This is a genomic window from Corallococcus sp. AB032C, from assembly GCF_003668935.1.
GTDB classification, from domain to species: Bacteria; Myxococcota; Myxococcia; order Myxococcales; family Myxococcaceae; genus Corallococcus; species Corallococcus exiguus.
The window spans coordinates 114,908-131,764 of sequence record NZ_RAWP01000003.1 but is presented as its reverse complement, the minus strand read 5'-3'; the positions used below and the strand labels follow the sequence as shown (position 1 = coordinate 131,764).

Sequence of the window (16,857 nt, the reverse complement as noted above, 5' to 3'; positions counted from 1 at the left end):
CTTCCCGGTGATTCGCGCATCCCCCCAATACGCAAGGGATGCGAAACCTTGGTCACTCCAGGCCTTACTGGACGGCGCGGAGCGCGGGCTGCTCGTCCGTCAGCGACGTCAGGATGCGATCGCCCTCGGTCTCGTCGATGGGCACGAAGCGGCCGAGGTCGTCCCGGTAGGCGTGAACCTGCGCCGCCCCGATGTCGAACCACCAGCCGTGCAGCCGCAGCGTTCCCGCCGCGAGCCGATCCCTCACGATGGGGTAGGTCTTCAAGTGCTTGAGCTGCTCGAGGACGTTCAGCTGGGAGAGGCGATCCGCGTCGGGCAGCCCCTCGCCCACCTGGGTGTTCTTCTCCCGCAGCACCTTGAGCGAGGGCGTTCCGTGCGCGAGCCACTGCTCGAGGTTCGGTGCGCCGTCCACGGCGCCTCCGGCCAGGATCGCCTTCATCGCGCCGCAGCTCGAGTGTCCGCAGACCACGACGTCCTCGATGGGCAGGAAGCCCAGGGAGAATTCGATGGCCGCCGCCTCCCCGCGGTCCGCCGAGGGCTGGCCACCGGGCCTGGCCGGCGGCACGAGGTTGCCCACGTTGCGCACGGTGAAGAGGTCGCCGGGGTCCGTGGAGACGAGCAGATTGGGCACCACGCGGCTGTCCGAGCAGCTGATGAAGAGGCAGTCAGGGGATTGCCCCTTCGCGAGCCTCGCGAAGGTCGCCCGGTAGGAGGGCAGGGTGTGGCGCTGGAAATCGAGCAGGCCTCTGATGAGCTTCTTCACTGCACACCTCCGGGGGAGAGAGTCGAAACGTGATGAACGGGGGAGGAATGGGATGGAGCGGCAGCCCCCGCCGTGGGGGCCGCACGCGCGCTGCGTCGGGTCCAGACATCCTCGAGCGGCTCCATGGTCACGGTGCCACCCGTCTTGCGATACGTGTCCGCCCAGCTCTCGAGCGCCTCGAAGCCGGAGTGGTCGAGCGTGTTCACCGCCACGTCCACCTCCACCCTGGAGCCCGCGGGAACCTTCGCGAGCGCCGCCGACAGCTTCGGCACGCCGACGAACGTCAGCGCTCCGCTGATGCAGACCTGGTGAACGCCATTGGCGGCGTGCATCTCCACGCGCACCTGGCCGAGCTGCCACAGGAGCCGGAGGATGGCCGCGCCGAGTCCCAGACCGATGCCCGCGAGCAGGTTGATGCCCACGACGCCGGCCACGGTGATGAGGTACACGGGCAGCTCACCGCGGTGCCGCAGCTCCCGGATGTGGGCGAGGTTCACGAGCTTCAGGCCCACGTGCACGAGCAGGCCGGCGAGCACCGTCAGGGGCACGTACGCCGCCAGACTCCCCAGCAGCGTGATGAAGGCGAGCATCCACACCGCGTGAAGCACCGCGGACCAGCGCGTCTTCGCGCCGGCGTTGATGTTCGCCGCGCTGCGCACGATGACGCCGGTGATGGGCAGACCGCCGACCAGACCGGAGAGGGTGTTCGCCACGCCCTGCGCGAGCAGCTCGCGATCCAGGTTCGCCCGCGGGCCCGTGTGGAGCTTGTCGGTCGCCACCGCGCTCAAGAGCGACTCGGCGCTCGCCACGACGGCGAGGGACAGCACGGCCACGAAGAAGGCGCCCCACATGGACCCTTCCGGAAGAGCCGGCAGCTTGATGGCCGACAGCGCATCCGCCGCCAGCTGCACCCGCGCCACGTCCGCGTTCATCACCGCCGCGACCACGGTCCCGCCCACGACCGCCACCAGCGGCCCCGGGACCTTCTTCAGCCGCCCGTTCGGCAGGAACTGCCACGCGATGAGGACTCCCAGCGTCAGCAGGCCCAGCAGCGTGGCCGCTCCATGAAGGTTGAGAACCTGCCCGGGCAGCTCCCGCAGGTTGTTCCAGGCATTGCTCTGCGGAGAGCCACCCAGGACGATGTGGACCTGCCCCAGCACGATGAGAATGCCGATGCCCGCGAGCATTCCGTGGATCACCGCCGGCGAGATGGCCAGCGCCGAACGCGCCACCTTCAGGCCGCCGAGCGCCACCTGCACGAGTCCCGCCGCGGCCACCGCCGCGCACGTCACGGCGAAGCCCAGCTGCTGGATGAAGCCAAAGACCATCACCGCGAGTCCCGCCGCGGGGCCACTCACGAGAAGCGGCACGCCACCCATGAGGCCCACCACCAGGCCTCCCACGACGCCGGCAATGAGCCCCGCCATGATGGGCGCTCCCGAGGCGAGCGCGATGCCCATACAGAGGGGCAGGGCCACCAGGAACACCACCAGCGAAGCTGGCAAATCCGAAGCGAGGATCGCCTTCAACGACGGCTTCGCCTCTGCTGCCTTTACATCCGAAGTCATTGCTTGAGCTCCCCTGTCATCCGCCGGGCTTCAACCCGGGCTCGACGTGACATGGGGGGCTACGCAAGCGTTGTGCCAGCCCGTCCCGGGCACTTCCCGGAGGGGGCGTGGCGCTTCAAGGGCAGGCGATGAAAGAAACTTGAAGCCCGCGGCCCGGACGATGAACGAATTTTAAAGTCCTTCACTCCGAGGGCGGGTTCTCCTCTAGACGGCGGAGGAAGGTCGGATAGGAAAGGCCCAGTGCGCGGGCCGCCTCCATGCGCCTGCCTCCGAGCTGCTCGAGCACGTGCCGGACATAGAGCCGCTCCACTTCATCGAGCTGCCGGGGTGGGCCTGACACGGAGAATGCGTTGGGGTCGACCGCGGCCGGCGCGCCGCCTCCCTTGGCGAGCGACTGCAGCTCGAGCGTGGGCCCTCCTTCGAGCACGAGCGCTCGCTCGAGCACGTTGCGCAGCTCCCGGACATTGCCGGGGAAGGGATAGCTCATCAGGCGCTCCTCCGCGGCGGGAGAGAAGGGGACCGGGCGCCGGCCGAGCTCCGAGGAGAGCTCCTGCACGAGCGTCCGTGCGAGCGGCAGCACGTCCTCGCGACGCTCGCGCAAGGGGGGCACGTCCACGCGGAACACGCTCAGCCGGAAGAGGAGGTCCTCGCGAAAGCGCCCGGCGGCGACCTCCGCTTCGAGGTTCTTGTTCGTGGCCGCCACGATTCGCGCGGTGCTCGTGAGCTCCGTCGTCCCACCCAGTCGCCGGAAGGCCCCCTTGTCGAGGAACGTGAGCAGCTTCGCCTGGAGCGCGAGCGGCAGCTCACCCACCTCGTCGAGGAAGAGGAGCCCATCGCTCGCGAGCTCCACGAGCCCGCGCCTCGCCGTCTTCGCATCCGTGAAGGCGCCGCGCTCGTGCCCGAAGAGCTCGCTCTCCATCATCGTGTCCGGGAGCGCGGCGCAGTTGATCTGCACGAAGGCGCCCTGCTTCTGGCGCAGGGCGTGGAGATGGCGGGCGAGCACCGCCTTCCCGGTCCCGGTCTCCCCGAGCAGCAGGACGGGGCTTCGCGGAGTGGTGGCGATCCGCTCCAGCATCTGGAGGGTTCGCTGCATCGCTGGCGAGCGGGGCTCCGCCATCCGATGCCGTCCTTCGAGGACGCTCTCCGCCTGGCGCAGCCGTTCCTGGAGCTGGAGGTCGCTCGCCGCGCGACGTGCGCGCAACACCAGGTCGTCAATCTCGACCGGCTTGCTCAGGTAGTCGCGAGCACCCGCGCGGATGGCTTCGACGGCGCTCTCGATATCGCCGTGCGCGGTCACCATCAGCACGACGGTCCCCGGAAGCTGGGCACGCAGCTCGGGCAGGAAGACGAGCCCATCTCCGTCCGGCAGTCTCCGGTCCAGCAGGACGAGGTCCGGCGCCTCGGCGGCGAGCGCGGCGCGGGTCTCATGCAGTGAGCGCGCGACCCGGACGCGAAAACCCTCCTGGCTCAGCATGGATGCCGCGAGCGAGGAGAAGGTCCTGTCGTCATCGACGAGCAGCAGGGAGGTGCTCATGAAGCCATCTTCTCAAGCGGAAGGCGAACCGTGAAGCGGCTGCCTCCGGGCACGCGTGTATAGGAAACGCTTCCGCCATCATGCGCGCGGATGGCCGTGCGCACCATCGGAAGCCCGAGCCCGATCCCCCTCGAACGGCCCACCGCGAAGGGCTCCCAGAGCCTGGGCTCGAAGGCCGGGGGCACTCCTCCCGCGTTGTCCTCCACGACGAGCACCACCTCTGCGTCTTCGCGAAGGAGCCGGACCTCGACGCGAGGCGTCGGCTGCTGGCCTGTGTCATGGGCCACGGCGCCGGCTTCGACGGCGTTGCGGATGAGGTTGTCGACAGCGGAGACCAGCAGCGTCGGGTCCCCCTTCACGAAGAGCCCCTCCTGCAGCGTGGTCTCGATGGCGACATCCGCTGCTTCCGGCAGGAGCCTCACGGCTTGAAGCGCGTCCTGGACCAGCAGGTGCATCTCGCAGCTGCGCCGCTGCGTAGACTGGGGGGAGGCGAAGCTCAGCAAGGAGCGGGCGAGGTGGCCGAGCCGGTCCGCCTGGGAGCGCAGCGCCTGGACGGGCAAGGTCGTCTCTCCTCCCTTCGCGCGAATCATGCTGAGCGCGGCCTGCATGCTGTTGAGCGCGTTCTTCACCTCGTGGGCGATGAGCGAGGAGGCCGTGCCGAGCGCCGCCATCGTCTCCTGGCGCCGCAACTGTTCTTCGGCGGTCATCAGCGAATGGTAGGAGCGGCGCAGGAGCAGCGTGAAGAGGAGGAGCACTCCGCCGAGCAGCGCGGTGTGAACGCCGAACTGGCCGACGTAGCGGCGCTTGAGCAGCGCGCGGTCCCTCGCCTCGTCCTCGAGCACGGCGAGCAGCATCTCGGTTCCGGGGACGAGCGCCGCCGCGCCCAGCAGCCGCGTGCCTCCGAGCGTGATGGCCCCGGGAGTCTCCACCAGCGGGCGAAGGAGTGCGGCGAGCTCCGGCTGGCGCAGGAGTGGCGGGGGCGTTGCCGGGAGGAGGAGCCGGCCGCGCTCGCCGAGCAGGGCGACCATGGACTCGTTCGTCCCGCGATGGACCGGGAGCAGCTCGCTCGCCGTCGCGAGCTCGCCCACGAGGAGGCCCACGACGCGCTCGTCGCGCACGATGGGGACCGCGACCGCGATGAGGCCGCCGCCTTCCTCGTCCAGCAGTCCGACCGAAGCGGCCCGCTTCTCCACCATCCGCCGGAACCACGGGCGCGAGGTGAGCGGGGTGCGCCCGAGCGGCATGCTCACCGGGTCGCTCCAGATGCGCTGGCCGTTCGCTGCCACCAGCGCGACTCCCGCCGAGAAGAGCGACGTGTGGCCGAAGGCGTTCTCGAGCAGCGCCACCTCGGGGCCTGCGGCTCCATCCTCGGGTCTGAGCGACGGGTGCTCCGCCAGCCGTTGCAGCTCCGAGCGCAGCAGTCCGAGATGCGCGCCCAGTGCCTGGGCCTGGAGGCCCGCGCGGTCCGACAGGTGAACGAGGAGCTCACCCTCCGCCGCCTTCACGTCCGCCTGATAGGTCACGAAGGGACTGACGAAGGCGGCGCACCAGAGGAGCATCAAGCCGACCACGGCGGACCGGCCTGCTTTTCTCTGCGTGCGAAGAAGCTCGCCCGGTGGGGGCACGAGAGAGGTCAGGGAGGGATGGGCCGGGGGCGGCGACATGGGCCCATCATCAACACATTTCCACCCGCGCTGTGTGGCCGCGGTGAAGGCCTCTGCTCCTAGACGCCCAGGGCGACGAGTAGCTCGTCCAGCTGCTCGAACGTCTCGACCATCCCACAGGTGCTCCCGGAGGCGATGGCACCGTCGAGAGCTTCCTTCGAGGGATAGAGGTCGTGCACGACGACCCGCGTCTTGCCGCCTTTCTCCTCGAAGGTCACCGTGGTGACGGCCCCCTCAGCACTTTCCTCATTCGTCCATGCGAGGCGCGAGTGCGGCGTCACTTCGATGTACCTACCGAAGAACGCCATCGGCTGCTCCGAGGCAGGGTGGCCGAACACGAAACGGTACGTGCCCCCGACACGAACATCGGCCTCGCAGGAAATGAAGGAAATCCCAAACGACTTCGGTGCCCACCACCGCTTGAGCAGCTCGGGCTGGGTCCACGCCTCGAAAATGATGCGCGCCGGGCCGTTGACGGTTCGCGTGACGACGAACTCGCGCTCGGATTTCCGTTCCGTCGTTGTGACGTTCTTCACGGGTTCACTCTCGCTTCTTGCGTCCATTGACCTTCTCCTTTTGTTTCAGTTCCTCGACACCTTGTCCAACGCATCGAAGCGTGAGGCCCAGATCGGCTTCCCCCCCCTTTTGCCGGCACGCTTTAGTAGGAGTTGTAAGACTCCGAGCGCACCCAGAAGGTGGCGCTGTAGTTGAACGGCTCGGCCGCGAAGTGGGTGACCGCGTACCAGGGCCGGCGCGCCGTGTTCGGGTTCGCGAGCGCGATGCCGCTGCTGGACTGCAGCAACTGCGTCGCCGCGACATCCACTTCGATGTACTGCGAATCACCCACCGCGCCCGCCGGCTTCATGGCCGCTGCACCCAGGCGCGACGCGCCACAGAGCCCCGGCGCGCAGGGTGGGGTGAGGGAGAAGCTCGTTTGCGCGGACGCGGACGCGCCCCAGGACATCACCGCCACGACGAGACCCCGAATCAATGACATGCGCATGGACGTTTCTCCGGAGAGCTGGCCCCGGGATGGGGCCATGACGCCGGGATAGCACGGGGCCCAGGCTCAATTCCTCCCTGCGCATCGTCACCGTGGCTTTTCCATGACAAGGCAATGCAAGTACGCTCTTTCGAAGCAGCGATTCCCCGCCGTTGTCATGACTCCCTGAATGAGGAGCGTAAGGCCATGCGAACCCAATTGAAGAAATCCGCTCTGCTGTCCTTGTTGTCCGGGCTGCTGCTGGTGGCCTGTGGCGACGTCCGCGACTCCAGCCCCACGCCCGTGGGCACCTCCGAGGCCGCGGTGTGCTCCGACGGGAGCTGCACGTGTATCGCGCCGGATTGCGACGCCCTGAACTTCACGAACTGCGGGAATGGTGGCGGCACGACGGCGTGCTCCTGGTACGACGGAAGCACTTGCAGGACCGCCACCTGCAGCTGTTCGAACAGGCGATGGGTCTGCCCTTGATGTGACCGCGCCTCTCAGCCGGGACCGGCCAAGCGCGACAGCTCACGCCACTTCTGCATCGAGCGGCGGAAGTGTTCCTCCGGTGGGTCCTCGATGCCGAAGGTGTGGAGCAGCACGGGGCCCTCGTAGCCAGCCCGGCGCAAGGGGAGCAGGTATTCGGTCCCCACGTCGAGGCTGCCCCGGTCCAGCGGTTGGATGACCTCGGACCAGGTGGAGGCGTTCGGAGTGAACTCGCGCGCGGCGCCGTGGATGCTCACGAGGGCGAGCTGGGGGGCGGCGGTGTTGATGATCTCCGCCAGCCGGTCGCGGTTGCCCGCCCTGAGCTCGTGGCAGAGGTGGAGCGAGGTCTTCAAGCGGGGACGGTCGACCGCGGCCATCAGCGCGAGTGACTCCTCGACGTTCTCGATGGCCTCGCCGTCGTGCGGGTACAGGACGACGTCCACGCCGTGCGCGGTGGCCAGGTCCACCACGTCACGAACCGAGGCGACCATGGCCGCCTTCGCGTCAGGAGGACCGTTCAGGATGAGCCACAGCGCCGTCCGCCTGGGCGCGAGCGCCGCCAGAATCCCGTTCAGCTCCTCGCGGTCCCAGGCCGTGTCGAAGGGCAGGCCGAAGAGGACGGCGGGAAGCCGCACCCGCCCCGCCTCCACCGCGGGCTGGCGGGCATAGCTGTCAAAGGCCTCGCGGCCCGGCCAGAAGAACGTCACCCCGGAGTAGCCGAGCGAGTCGAGCAACTCCACCTGCGCGGCGACCGGCCGCGACTCCAGCGTGAAGTTGAACGCACCGAGCGGAGCCTCGGGTGGCTCGGAGCGCCGTGGCTCGGCACAGCCCACGAAGGCCAGGAGCAGCACGGGCGCGAGCCACCTCGGCCACGCGCGCCGGTTGGAATCGAAAGCGTTCGTCCGCATCGCCCCTGGATTGAACTCCGGCGGAAGGGGGGCAATCCAGGCCCGAATCACGTGATGCCGCCCCATCCCGGCTACCCCCGCTGTGGTGCTGGGCCAGGCGCGTCCATGTCCGTCTTCAGCAGCCCGTCTGGGTCGTGGTCGTCGTCTGCCCGGTCCGGTCCTTGAGGATGTACTTGTTCGTGGACGTGGAGATGAAGAGCTCCGCGCCCGCGACCCCATCCGAGTCACACGCCGCGGTGATGGTGAAGTTGGTGTTGAAGGCGTAGTACTGCGAGGTGCGGTTCGAGTCGTGGATGATGGAGATGCCCTGGCTGGTGCTGTTCTTGGCCACCACGACGATGTCCGCGCCCGCGACGCCGTTCGTATCGACCACCGTGTTGACCTGATACGTCCCGGAGAACGGATAGAAGTAGCTGTTGGCGCTCCGGTGCCGGATGACACTGATGCCGCCCACCGAGGCCGTGACCACCTCCGCGCCCGCCACCCCGTCCGTGTCGCTCACGCTCACGATCGAGAAGTTGCCGGTGAAGCTGTAGAACTGCGCCGTCCCCTTCTTGTCGGTGATGACGCTGATGCCGCCACTGGTGACGACCACCACCTCCAGGCCCGCCGTCCCATCCAGGTCCGTGGCGGCGTTGTTGACGGCGAAGCTGCCGCTGAAGCCGTAGAACTTCGTCGTCCCCTTCGACGGGTGGAAGATGGAGATGCCCGTCAGGCTGGTGGTGAGCTGGTCGGTGGTGCCGTCACCGTCGAAGTCGCCGGAGACGGTGAGCGAGGCCTCCTGGGCCGCGGGGGCGTGTTCCGCCGGCTGCTCCCCGGGCGCACCGCCACAGCCGAGCACGAGCACGGCGGCCGCGAGCGCCGTTCCACGCGGGTTCATCCCATTCTTTCGTGACACGTTCCGCATGGTCTCTCCCAGGGGCGCGAGGAGGTTCGCGAAAGCCCCTGGGAGAATGCTGTCATGAACGAGTTAAAATAGTAAAACGTGAAATAATGGATGGTGGGTCCTGCTGGCTGTGGCGCGTCTGCCTTTACGCCTCAGCGCCAGTGGTACAGGAAGGAGGCACCGGGAACGAAGGCGGGGGTGTCCTGATGCTGCAATTGCGTTCCGGCGAGGATCCCCAGGTCCACGGACCACAGCGGCCCCATGAACCGCGCGCCCGCCGTCGCGAAGGCGAACGCGTCGGACATGGCGGGCACCGGTGAGATGGCGACTTCCCCCGTGATGCCCCAGTGCTCCCCGACTCGCAGGAAGCCTCCCACCAGGGGCAGCACCATCAAGCCCCCGTTGTCATCCCGGGCCCAGACGTAGATGGGTTGGACCGTGAGGGAGAGGTTCGCGTCGGCCGTCCCGTAGGTGAGGGTGCCGTAGGCGGCGACGGCGTTGTGGAGCCCCTGCGAGCCAGGGAAGTCGCTGTCATAGGTGCCGCCCTGCATGCCGAACGCCAGATGCAGCTTCTCGGTCAGCGGCGTGGACATCTTGATGCCCCCCATGAGGCTGAAGGCTGTGTCGCCGTACACCAGTTGGAACGGGGTCGCCGTGGCCAGATGCACGGACACACGCTCGCTCAGGCCCACCTCCGCGACGGTGGCGAAGAGTGCCTGTTGTCCGACGAAGCCCTCACCCGCATGCAGCGGCAGCGCCGTTGAACCGAGCAGTCCGCGCGAGCGGGTGGGGTTCTCGAACCACCCCCGGGCCGATGCCGGAGCCAGCTCCTCGGCGCTGACGGAAGCGCCAGGGAAGGCCAACGACAAGAGGAGCAGGCAGATGCAACGTGGAGTCATGGGTCCCCCGTCGTGGTGGCGGCCCCATACGCAACCACCATGCCAGGGAGGCCCTGCTCAGGAATCGGGGAGCCGGTGCTCCACCGCGGTCAGCGGAGTGCTGACATGCGAGCCATGCCGCCACGGATTCCCAGCACGTGGCCGTGCTGATCCGGGCAGAGGCTCTTCCCAGCGCTTTCCGTCTCTGGCGAATCAAGGCACGTAGGCGATGCAATCAATCTCCACGCGCAGGCCCGCGTCCGGAAGCGCGGAGACCTGCACGGTGGTGCGCGCGGGCCGGTGACCGGCGAAGACGCGCTCGTAGACGGCGTTCATCCGGGCGAACTCCTGCATGTCCACCAGGAAGACGCCGCAGCGCAGGACGTGCTGGAGGCTGGAGCCCCCGGCCACGAGGATGCGCTCCAGGTTGCGCAGCACCTGCTCCGTCTGCGCTTCGATTCCGTCGGCCTGCACCCCGGTGGAAGGGTCCCTGGCGGCCTGTCCGGAGATGAAGAGCAGCCGGTCCAACTGCATGCCGGGAGAGTACGGGCCCGCGGGCTTGGGCAGTCCAGGCGCGACGATGGGCTGATGCTTCGCTGACGTCATGGGTGTGTCTCCTTTGTTCGGCAGGGGCGCCTGCCCGGCCTGCTGACGCAGCCCGTTCTCCCGGTGCGGCTCTCCACTCCGGGCGGCGATTCCCGGCAGGACAATGGCACGCCTAGAGTGCGCGTCCATGCGCGGGTGCTTGCTCATTCTTTCAGTGCTGGGGCTGTTGTCCGGATGCAGCCACTACGGCCTTCCTCCTCCCAACGCGAACCATGGTCACCTGGCCATGGCGCTGGACGCCTACCTGAGGCACAAGGCCTCCTATCCGTATCTCCTGGATGCGGAGAACTTCGGGGTGCCCGTCCTCCGCATGGCGCAGACCGATGCTCCCTCCCTGGAGCTGGATGCCGCACAGGCGGCCCTCGTCCACGAAGAGGTCGTCCGGACCTTGAAGGGCAAGCCCTCGGAGGGCGAGGTCCTCCGGGCCCTGGGGGACCTGCGGGCCGCGTGTGACGCGGGCCATGAGCCGGCATGCACGTACCTGGAGAAGGAGTTCCAGGAGCCCAAACGCGGCGAGCACCCGTTGAGGTACCCGGATGTCAAGAAGCTCCCGGGGGGCGTCGAGTTCGCGGTGGTCATCGTCCAATGCCATATCTCCGCGGACGGGCGGATGCGGGGCTGCGATGTCATCGAAGACGGGGCGGGTGGGTTCTCACGGAGCTTCATCGAGCAACTGGGCGCGCATCCCTTCCGGCCCGCGTCGCTCGCGGGCCACCGGTTCGCCTCGGAGTACCTGTTCGCCGTCACGTGCAGCAGGGGAGGGAATTACAAATACAAGCTGCCCCTGGAGCAGAAGATGGGATGGGCCCGGCTGAGGGTGTCCCGCTTCCCGGAGAGCTCGGCGGCCTGGATCAACCTGGCCATGCAACTCGCCCTGCACCAACCCCAGGCTCCAGAGTATCCGGCGGTCATCGAACGGGCGTACGCGCTGGCGCCCCGGGCCCGGTGGGTCGCCACGGAACATGCGTGGCGGCAGGTCGAGGCGGGGCAGTACGCCGCTGCCCTTTCGGCCATCCGCCCCGCGCTGCATGACTCCGAGCAGCGGGAACACCCCAATCCCTACGTGCTGGAAACCGCCGCCGCCGCGCACTTCGGGCTTCATCGGTGTGCCGAGGCACTGGCCGCGCAACGGCAGGCCGTGGACGAGCTGCCCAGCGAGTGGCCCGCCCCTGAACGTGAGCGCTTCAAGCACAGGCTCCAGGAGTACGAAGCCACGTGCGGTGCGGCCCCGGCCGTCAGCGCAGGATGAAGCGTGACAGCCAGTCCGCCGCGTCGCGGGTCGCCTCCTGCCAGTCCGCTTCTCGCATCATGTGGCCGGACTCCGGGAACTCGCGGTGGCGCAATCGCTCCGGGGCCTCGGCGTAGAGGGGCTTCAGCTGCGAGTGGAGCGCCTTCGCGGGACCGGGAGGCACCACGTCGTCCTTCCCTCCGGTCTGGCTGAAGAGGGCCGTGGGGAAGAAGCGCTGCGGGTGGCGGTGCGGGCTGGCCGGCCTGGGCAGGCCCCACTCCGGTGAGCCGAGGAACGGCACGGCGGCGCGCAGCCGCTGCTCCCGCACGAGCGCCGCGTAGGTGATGTAGCCGCCCAGGGAGACACCGCCGATTCCCAGGCGAGCCGGGTCGGCGCCGTGCTCCTCCACCAGCGCATCGAGCAGGGCGGGCACCTCGTTCGCGGTGGACTCGACCACGTCGAGGAACTCCTCCAGTCCGCGGGGATTGCCCTCGGCGAAGCGCGCGTCGAAGTCCGGGAAGCGGCGCTCGCCGTGTCCCACGGCGTCCACCCCCACCGCGAAGAGCCCCTGGTCCGCGAAGAGCCGCAGCTCGCGCTCGTGGACTTCCTTGCCTCCGCCCAGTCCGTGGAAGAAGAGGACCACGCCCCGGCGGAGCGCTTCTTGCCGCGACCCCTGGTGGACGCCCAGCACTGGGGCCCGGGCCAGGACGAAGCGCGACGTGTGGAGACTCATGGCCCGACTCCTTCGTGACGAGGCGTGCGCCCTGGAAGGGACGTGCTTCGAATAACAGCACAGGGAGGGCGTTCCGCCAGGGTCAGACCACCCGCGCGCGGGCACTGGCTGTGAAGTGCTAAACCCCAGACCATGTTCCCCGAGAAGATCTACCTCATCGACCGCTCACCGCAGTTGGCGCGGGCCTGGACGGAAGCCTTTGATCCGTTCGACTTCGTCGCCGTGCGGGAGGAGGACTTCTTCGCCATTCCGGCGGACGCCATGGTCAGTCCAGCCAACAGCTTCGGCATCATGGACGGCGGACTGGACCTGGCGATTCGCGACACCCTGGGCCTCCAGGTCCAGGAGGCCGTGCAGCGCGCCATCCTGGCGGAGCACCACGGCGAGCTTCCCGTCGGCGCCGCGGTGGTCGTCCCCTCCGGTGACACGCGCTGGCCGTTTCTCGTGGCCGCGCCGACCATGCGCATTCCGGAGAGCATCGCGCAGACGGTCCATGCCTATCTCGCGTTCCGCGCCGTCCTGCTCGCCGTGAAGCGCCACAACCAGGCCGCGGGCGCTCCGGTCATCCGCACCCTGGTCTGCCCGGGGCTCGGCACTGGCATTGGCGGGATGGATGTCCGGCGCTGCGCCGTGCAGATGCGGATGGCGTTGATGCACGTCCTCGACCCCGCGCGCATCCCGTCCTTCCGGGACATCCACCTCGTGCACCGCGCGATGCGCTCCGCATAGCTCTAAGGCCCGCGCCGCGAGGCTCACGCAGGGGGCCTCTTTGAAATCCGCGTGACATCCACGCCGCAGCACGCGCTGACGGAAGCAACGCGTGCTGGAGGCCTCGCTACGGGCCGAAGCGCTGCCGGTACTCCGAGGACGTGATGAGGGTCCTTGGGGGGATGAGAGGCCTGTCATTGAATCAGAAAGGGCATCCCATTTCCTCGAGCCGGGCCCGGTTCCGGGCTGAGCCGGAACCGGGCCGCGGATGCAGCCGTTCCTGCGTACCCGGTCAGGGCAGACAGACGTTCATCACCAGGGTCGCGCTCTGGGCGTCATCATCCGCGAGCGCCAGGTCCGGCAGTCCGTCCCCGTTCCAGTCCGCGCTCAACGCGTCCTGGACGGCCCTTCCCCAGGCCGTCCTGGGTCCGGCCGCGTAGGCTCCGGCGGGCTGCTGGAGCACGATGGCGGACTCGTGGTTGCTGAACGAGAAGAGGTCCACCTGGCCGTCACCGTTGAAGTCGTCGGTGAGGACGCGGATGCCTCCTCGGGTCCCCAGCGGGGTCAGCGGCGTCAGGGTGGGCTGGCGGGCGGCATCGAAGGTGAGGAACCCCAGCGCGCGCTGTTCAAGCGTGAGCCCGACGCGCCCCTGGCCTTCCAGGTCCGCGCGGCCCATGGCCCAGAGGTTCACCTCGGCGGTGAACGTCGTGGGACCCGTGAGCGTGCCGTCGCCCCTGCCCCAGAGCACGTGGACCAGGCCCACCGTGATGCTGGGCGTTCCCTGGCGCATCACCGCGAGGTCCATGTGTCCATCCCGGTCCAGGTCCGCGGCGAGGAGTCTCGAGAACGGGCCCGTGGCGGCGACCTTGAAATCCACCCGGGGAGCGAAGCGCCCACCGCCCACGTTGAGCCACACGCTCAGCTGAATCTGGCTGTACGAAAGCGAGCGCAGGGTCACGAGGTCGAACCGGCCGTCCTCGTTGAGGTCCACCTTGATCAGCTCCTGCGTATCCGTTCCCTCGCTGTAGCGCTCGGCCGGGCTGAAGTCCCCGCCCGCCGCGCGCTTGAAGATGACCAGCTGGGGAGCCACTGTCGTGCCCGACACCGTGGTGATGGCCGCCAGGTCCTCCTGGCCGTCTTCATCCAGGTCCCCCGCGACGATGTCCTGCACGCCGCCGGTGAGCGTGCTCCCCGTGGGCGGCACGAAGACCGGCGTCAGCAGTGCGGAGCCGCGCGCTCCGATGCCAGACAACGACAAGGCAATGGCATTCTTCTCATGGACGCCCACGGCCAGATCCGCGGCCCCGTCCCCGTTGAAGTCCGCGCTCGCAATCCCCGCGGGCTTGCCTTCCAGCCGCAGGCTCTCAGGCGTCAGGGGGCCTCCCCAGAGAATCCGGACGTCCGGGTAGCTGTCCGCGAGGACGACATCCCTCCGGCCATCCCCGTCGAAATCGCCCACGGCGGGCGCGGCGCCCTCTCCACTGAAGCCATAGGTCATCAGGGGCGCGAAGGGCGGGGTGGACGTGCTGCCCCGCAGCAGGTTCAACCTTCCACCCGAGACGTTCGTCCAGAAGAGGTCATCCAGCCCGTCCGCATCCAGGTCCACGGCCACGGGGTAGGAATACACGCCGCCCGTGGGCGCGGGGATCGAGTACTGCGTCATCAGGCCCAGCGTGCCCGAGGGGGAATTGTAGATGCGCACCTGATCCGACGACACGATGGCCAGGTCGTTCCGCTTGCCATCGTGGTCGAAGTCACCGACCGCCATGTCTCCGTAGCAATAGGAGCAGGGGGCATACACGGGGACCTTGAAGGAGCCGGTCCCGGTGCCGTTGGCCTGGACGACGCGGTTGTTGGCGTTGTCGACCCGGACGTAGTCCAGGAACCCGTCGCCGTTGAAGTCCGCGACGGCCGGGCAGTAGGGCGCCGAAGAGGCGACGGTCGTGGGCGCGGAGAAGCTCCCATTGCCCGCGCCACGATAGAGGAGGATCCGCTGGTCGGTGGTGTGCGCCAGCACATCCAGCGTCCCATCGGAGGTGAAGTCTCCGGTCAGGAGGCAGTCCATCCCGACATTCACGGCCAGCCGCGTGGGAATGGGCGTCTGGAAGGTCCCCGCGCCCGTGCCCGGGAAGACGACAAAGCCTCCCGCGGTCGTGCTGTCTTCCTTCAGGATGGCCGCGACGTCCAGCTTCCCATCCCCGTTGAAGTCCGCCACGGCGGGTCGCAGTTCCTTGAAACTCGTGCCCGCGGAGACAGAGGGCTCAAGCTTTGTCAGGGAACGACGGGGCCCGCTGGCGAGCACGACGAGGCGGTACACGTTGCCCACGACCGCGTCCGCGAGCCCATCCCCCGTGAAGTCACCGGCCCCCACGAAGCTGCTCACATCGTTGAAGAGGTGTCCGGAGGCCGGCGCGAAGGAGGGGGCCTCGCAGGCCAGCGGGGCGACGTGGCGGTGGAGCACGGGAGCGGACGGCCGGCCTTGTCCCGCGGAGTTGAGCGCCTTCACGTGGAAGCGGTAGGTGTTGCCGGACACGAGCCCCGGTACGGTCGCGATGTGCGTGCCCGCCGGGACGGTGACGGAGCCGCCACCGGGCGACGCGGTGACCTGGTATTCCGTGACGGCATCTCCCGAGGGTGCGGTCGCCGGGTTCCAGAGCACGACGGCGCCCTGGGCGGTGGAGGTGACGCGGACATCCGTGGGCGCCCGGGGTTGCGGGCGCGTGAGGATGGGGCCAAACGAGGCCGGCGGGCCTTCACCCACGCCGCTCAGCGCGCTCACGGTGAAGGTATACGGTGTCTCCAGCGCGAGCCCGGAGATGGAGGCGACCAACAGGTTGGCGGGGACCGTGCGTTCCGCGCCCGCGGGCGTGGACGTCAGTCTGTAATAGGTAACGGGAGCGCCTCCGTCAGAAGCTGGCGGACGCCAATCCAGTTCGAGGTTTCCCTGGTGGAAGACGCCCGTGAGGTTGATGGGCGCGGAGGGGAGGGAGGGGGTGGTGACAGCGCTGGACGTCGCCGCGGTCCCCGTCCCCGTCGAGTTCTGGGCGGCCACGCTGAAGGTATAGGTCACGCCATTGGCCAGGCCTCCGACGGTCGCGGAGGTCGCGGTGGAACCCGCGTACTGCGTGAGGCCGCCCGGCTGCGTGGTGATGAGGTACCCGGAGATGGCGCCACCGCCATTGCTGGTGGGGGCCGTCCACCGCACCGTCGCGTAACGGATGCCCGCCGTCGCCGTCACGTTCTGGGGCGCGCTCGGAAGGGCCGCGGGCCTCAGGGTGCCTGTCGAACCGGAAGGCTGTGAATTGCCCACGGCGTTGGTGGCCAGCACCGTGAACGTGTACGGCTGCCCATTGGTGAGCCCGGTGACGATGAAGGACGTCCCAGGGGTGACGTACGTCTGCCCTCCGGGGGAGGCGGTGACGGTGTAGCCCTGGATGGGCTGCCCCCCATTCGCAGGGGCGTACCAGTTCAACTCCACCTGCTGGTCGCCGGACTTGTACGTGCCCCAACTGGGACTGGTGGGGACATCGAAGGTGCGCACGTAGGCGGATGCGCTCGAGGTCTGGCGGGTGCCATCCGCGAGGATGGGGGTCACGGTGAACTTGTAGTTCGTCCCGTTCGCCAGACCCGTCACCAGGGTGCTCCGGGCCATGGGGCCCGTGACGACCCTGGCACTTCCAGGCGTGGCCACGACTTCAAAAGAGGCGAGGGGGCTGCCGGTGCTGTCCGGCGTGTAGCTCCAGGAGACGGTCATCTCCCGGATGCCCGCGACCGCGGTGACTCCCGATGGGGCTGCAATGGCTTGCTTCTGGACTGTCACGGCGGAGGAAGGCTCCGCTCCACACCCGAGCGTACCGACACCGATGAGGGTCGTCGTCAGGAACAACAAAGCAGTTCTCATTCGCGTTTT

14 protein-coding genes are annotated in these 16,857 nt (G+C 68.5%); 2 read left to right on the top strand and 12 right to left on the bottom strand.

Translation table 11 applies throughout. The annotated features are described in order from the left end of the window. Window positions 1-64: 64 nt before the first annotated feature. The 10 genes from D7X99_RS02310 to D7X99_RS02260 form a co-directional block, all read right to left on the bottom strand. On the bottom strand, window positions 65-763 hold the full coding sequence (locus D7X99_RS02310) for a carbonic anhydrase (RefSeq protein WP_121776262.1): 699 nt from the start codon (window positions 761-763) through the stop codon (window positions 65-67). After that, window positions 760-2,331: a SulP family inorganic anion transporter gene (locus D7X99_RS02305; protein ID WP_121776261.1), complete on the bottom strand. Its 1,572-nt coding sequence runs from the start codon at window positions 2,329-2,331 to the stop codon at window positions 760-762. Before D7X99_RS02305 ends, D7X99_RS02310 begins: the two co-directional genes overlap by 4 nt. 181 nt (window positions 2,332-2,512) lie before the next feature. Beyond that, entirely contained in the window at window positions 2,513-3,865 is a 1,353-nt protein-coding gene (locus tag D7X99_RS02300; protein WP_121776260.1) for a sigma-54 dependent transcriptional regulator, read from the bottom strand. Further along, a complete protein-coding gene (locus D7X99_RS02295; RefSeq protein ID WP_233613046.1) occupies window positions 3,862-5,424 on the bottom strand; it encodes a sensor histidine kinase in 1,563 nt (520 codons plus the stop codon). The genes D7X99_RS02300 and D7X99_RS02295 overlap by 4 nt, the downstream gene beginning before the upstream one ends. 164 nt (window positions 5,425-5,588) lie before the next feature. After that, the gene (locus tag D7X99_RS02290) at window positions 5,589-6,065 is read right to left on the bottom strand and encodes an SRPBCC family protein (RefSeq protein WP_121776258.1); all 477 of its coding nucleotides are present in this window, start codon (window positions 6,063-6,065) and stop codon (window positions 5,589-5,591) included. Between the two features lie 122 nt (window positions 6,066-6,187). Next, window positions 6,188-6,526 (bottom strand): hypothetical protein, encoded by a 339-nt coding sequence (locus tag D7X99_RS02285; protein ID WP_147476002.1) that lies wholly within the window; start codon window positions 6,524-6,526, stop codon window positions 6,188-6,190. 488 nt (window positions 6,527-7,014) lie between these two features. Then, window positions 7,015-7,908, bottom strand: coding sequence for a sugar phosphate isomerase/epimerase (locus tag D7X99_RS02275; protein WP_158626897.1), 894 nt, complete (start codon window positions 7,906-7,908; stop codon window positions 7,015-7,017). A gap of 115 nt (window positions 7,909-8,023) precedes the next feature. Then, window positions 8,024-8,788, bottom strand: a complete 765-nt coding sequence (locus D7X99_RS02270) for a hypothetical protein (protein ID WP_121776254.1) — start codon at window positions 8,786-8,788, stop codon at window positions 8,024-8,026. A gap of 158 nt (window positions 8,789-8,946) precedes the next feature. Continuing rightward, window positions 8,947-9,693, bottom strand: coding sequence for a hypothetical protein (locus D7X99_RS02265; protein WP_121776253.1), 747 nt, complete (start codon window positions 9,691-9,693; stop codon window positions 8,947-8,949). Window positions 9,694-9,885: 192 nt separating this feature from the next. After that, entirely contained in the window at window positions 9,886-10,278 is a 393-nt protein-coding gene (locus D7X99_RS02260; protein ID WP_121776252.1) for a RidA family protein, read from the bottom strand. A gap of 127 nt (window positions 10,279-10,405) precedes the next feature. Here D7X99_RS02260 and D7X99_RS02255 point away from each other — a divergent pair, with 127 nt between their 5' ends. Then, complete coding sequence (locus D7X99_RS02255; protein WP_147476001.1) at window positions 10,406-11,527, top strand: hypothetical protein; 1,122 nt, start codon at window positions 10,406-10,408, stop codon at window positions 11,525-11,527. Here the strand turns inward: D7X99_RS02255 and D7X99_RS02250 are convergent. Next, on the bottom strand, window positions 11,514-12,239 hold the full coding sequence (locus tag D7X99_RS02250; protein ID WP_121776250.1) for a S9 family peptidase: 726 nt from the start codon (window positions 12,237-12,239) through the stop codon (window positions 11,514-11,516). The genes D7X99_RS02255 and D7X99_RS02250 overlap by 14 nt on opposite strands. A 132-nt stretch (window positions 12,240-12,371) precedes the next feature. On the opposite strand from D7X99_RS02250, the gene D7X99_RS02245 reads away from it, so the two are divergent. Continuing rightward, the gene (locus tag D7X99_RS02245) at window positions 12,372-12,968 is read left to right on the top strand and encodes a macro domain-containing protein (RefSeq protein ID WP_121776249.1); all 597 of its coding nucleotides are present in this window, start codon (window positions 12,372-12,374) and stop codon (window positions 12,966-12,968) included. 271 nt (window positions 12,969-13,239) lie between these two features. On the opposite strand, the gene D7X99_RS02240 is transcribed toward D7X99_RS02245, so the two are convergent. After that, entirely contained in the window at window positions 13,240-16,848 is a 3,609-nt protein-coding gene (locus D7X99_RS02240) for an FG-GAP-like repeat-containing protein (protein WP_121776248.1), read from the bottom strand. Between the last annotated feature and the right edge of the window lie 9 nt (window positions 16,849-16,857).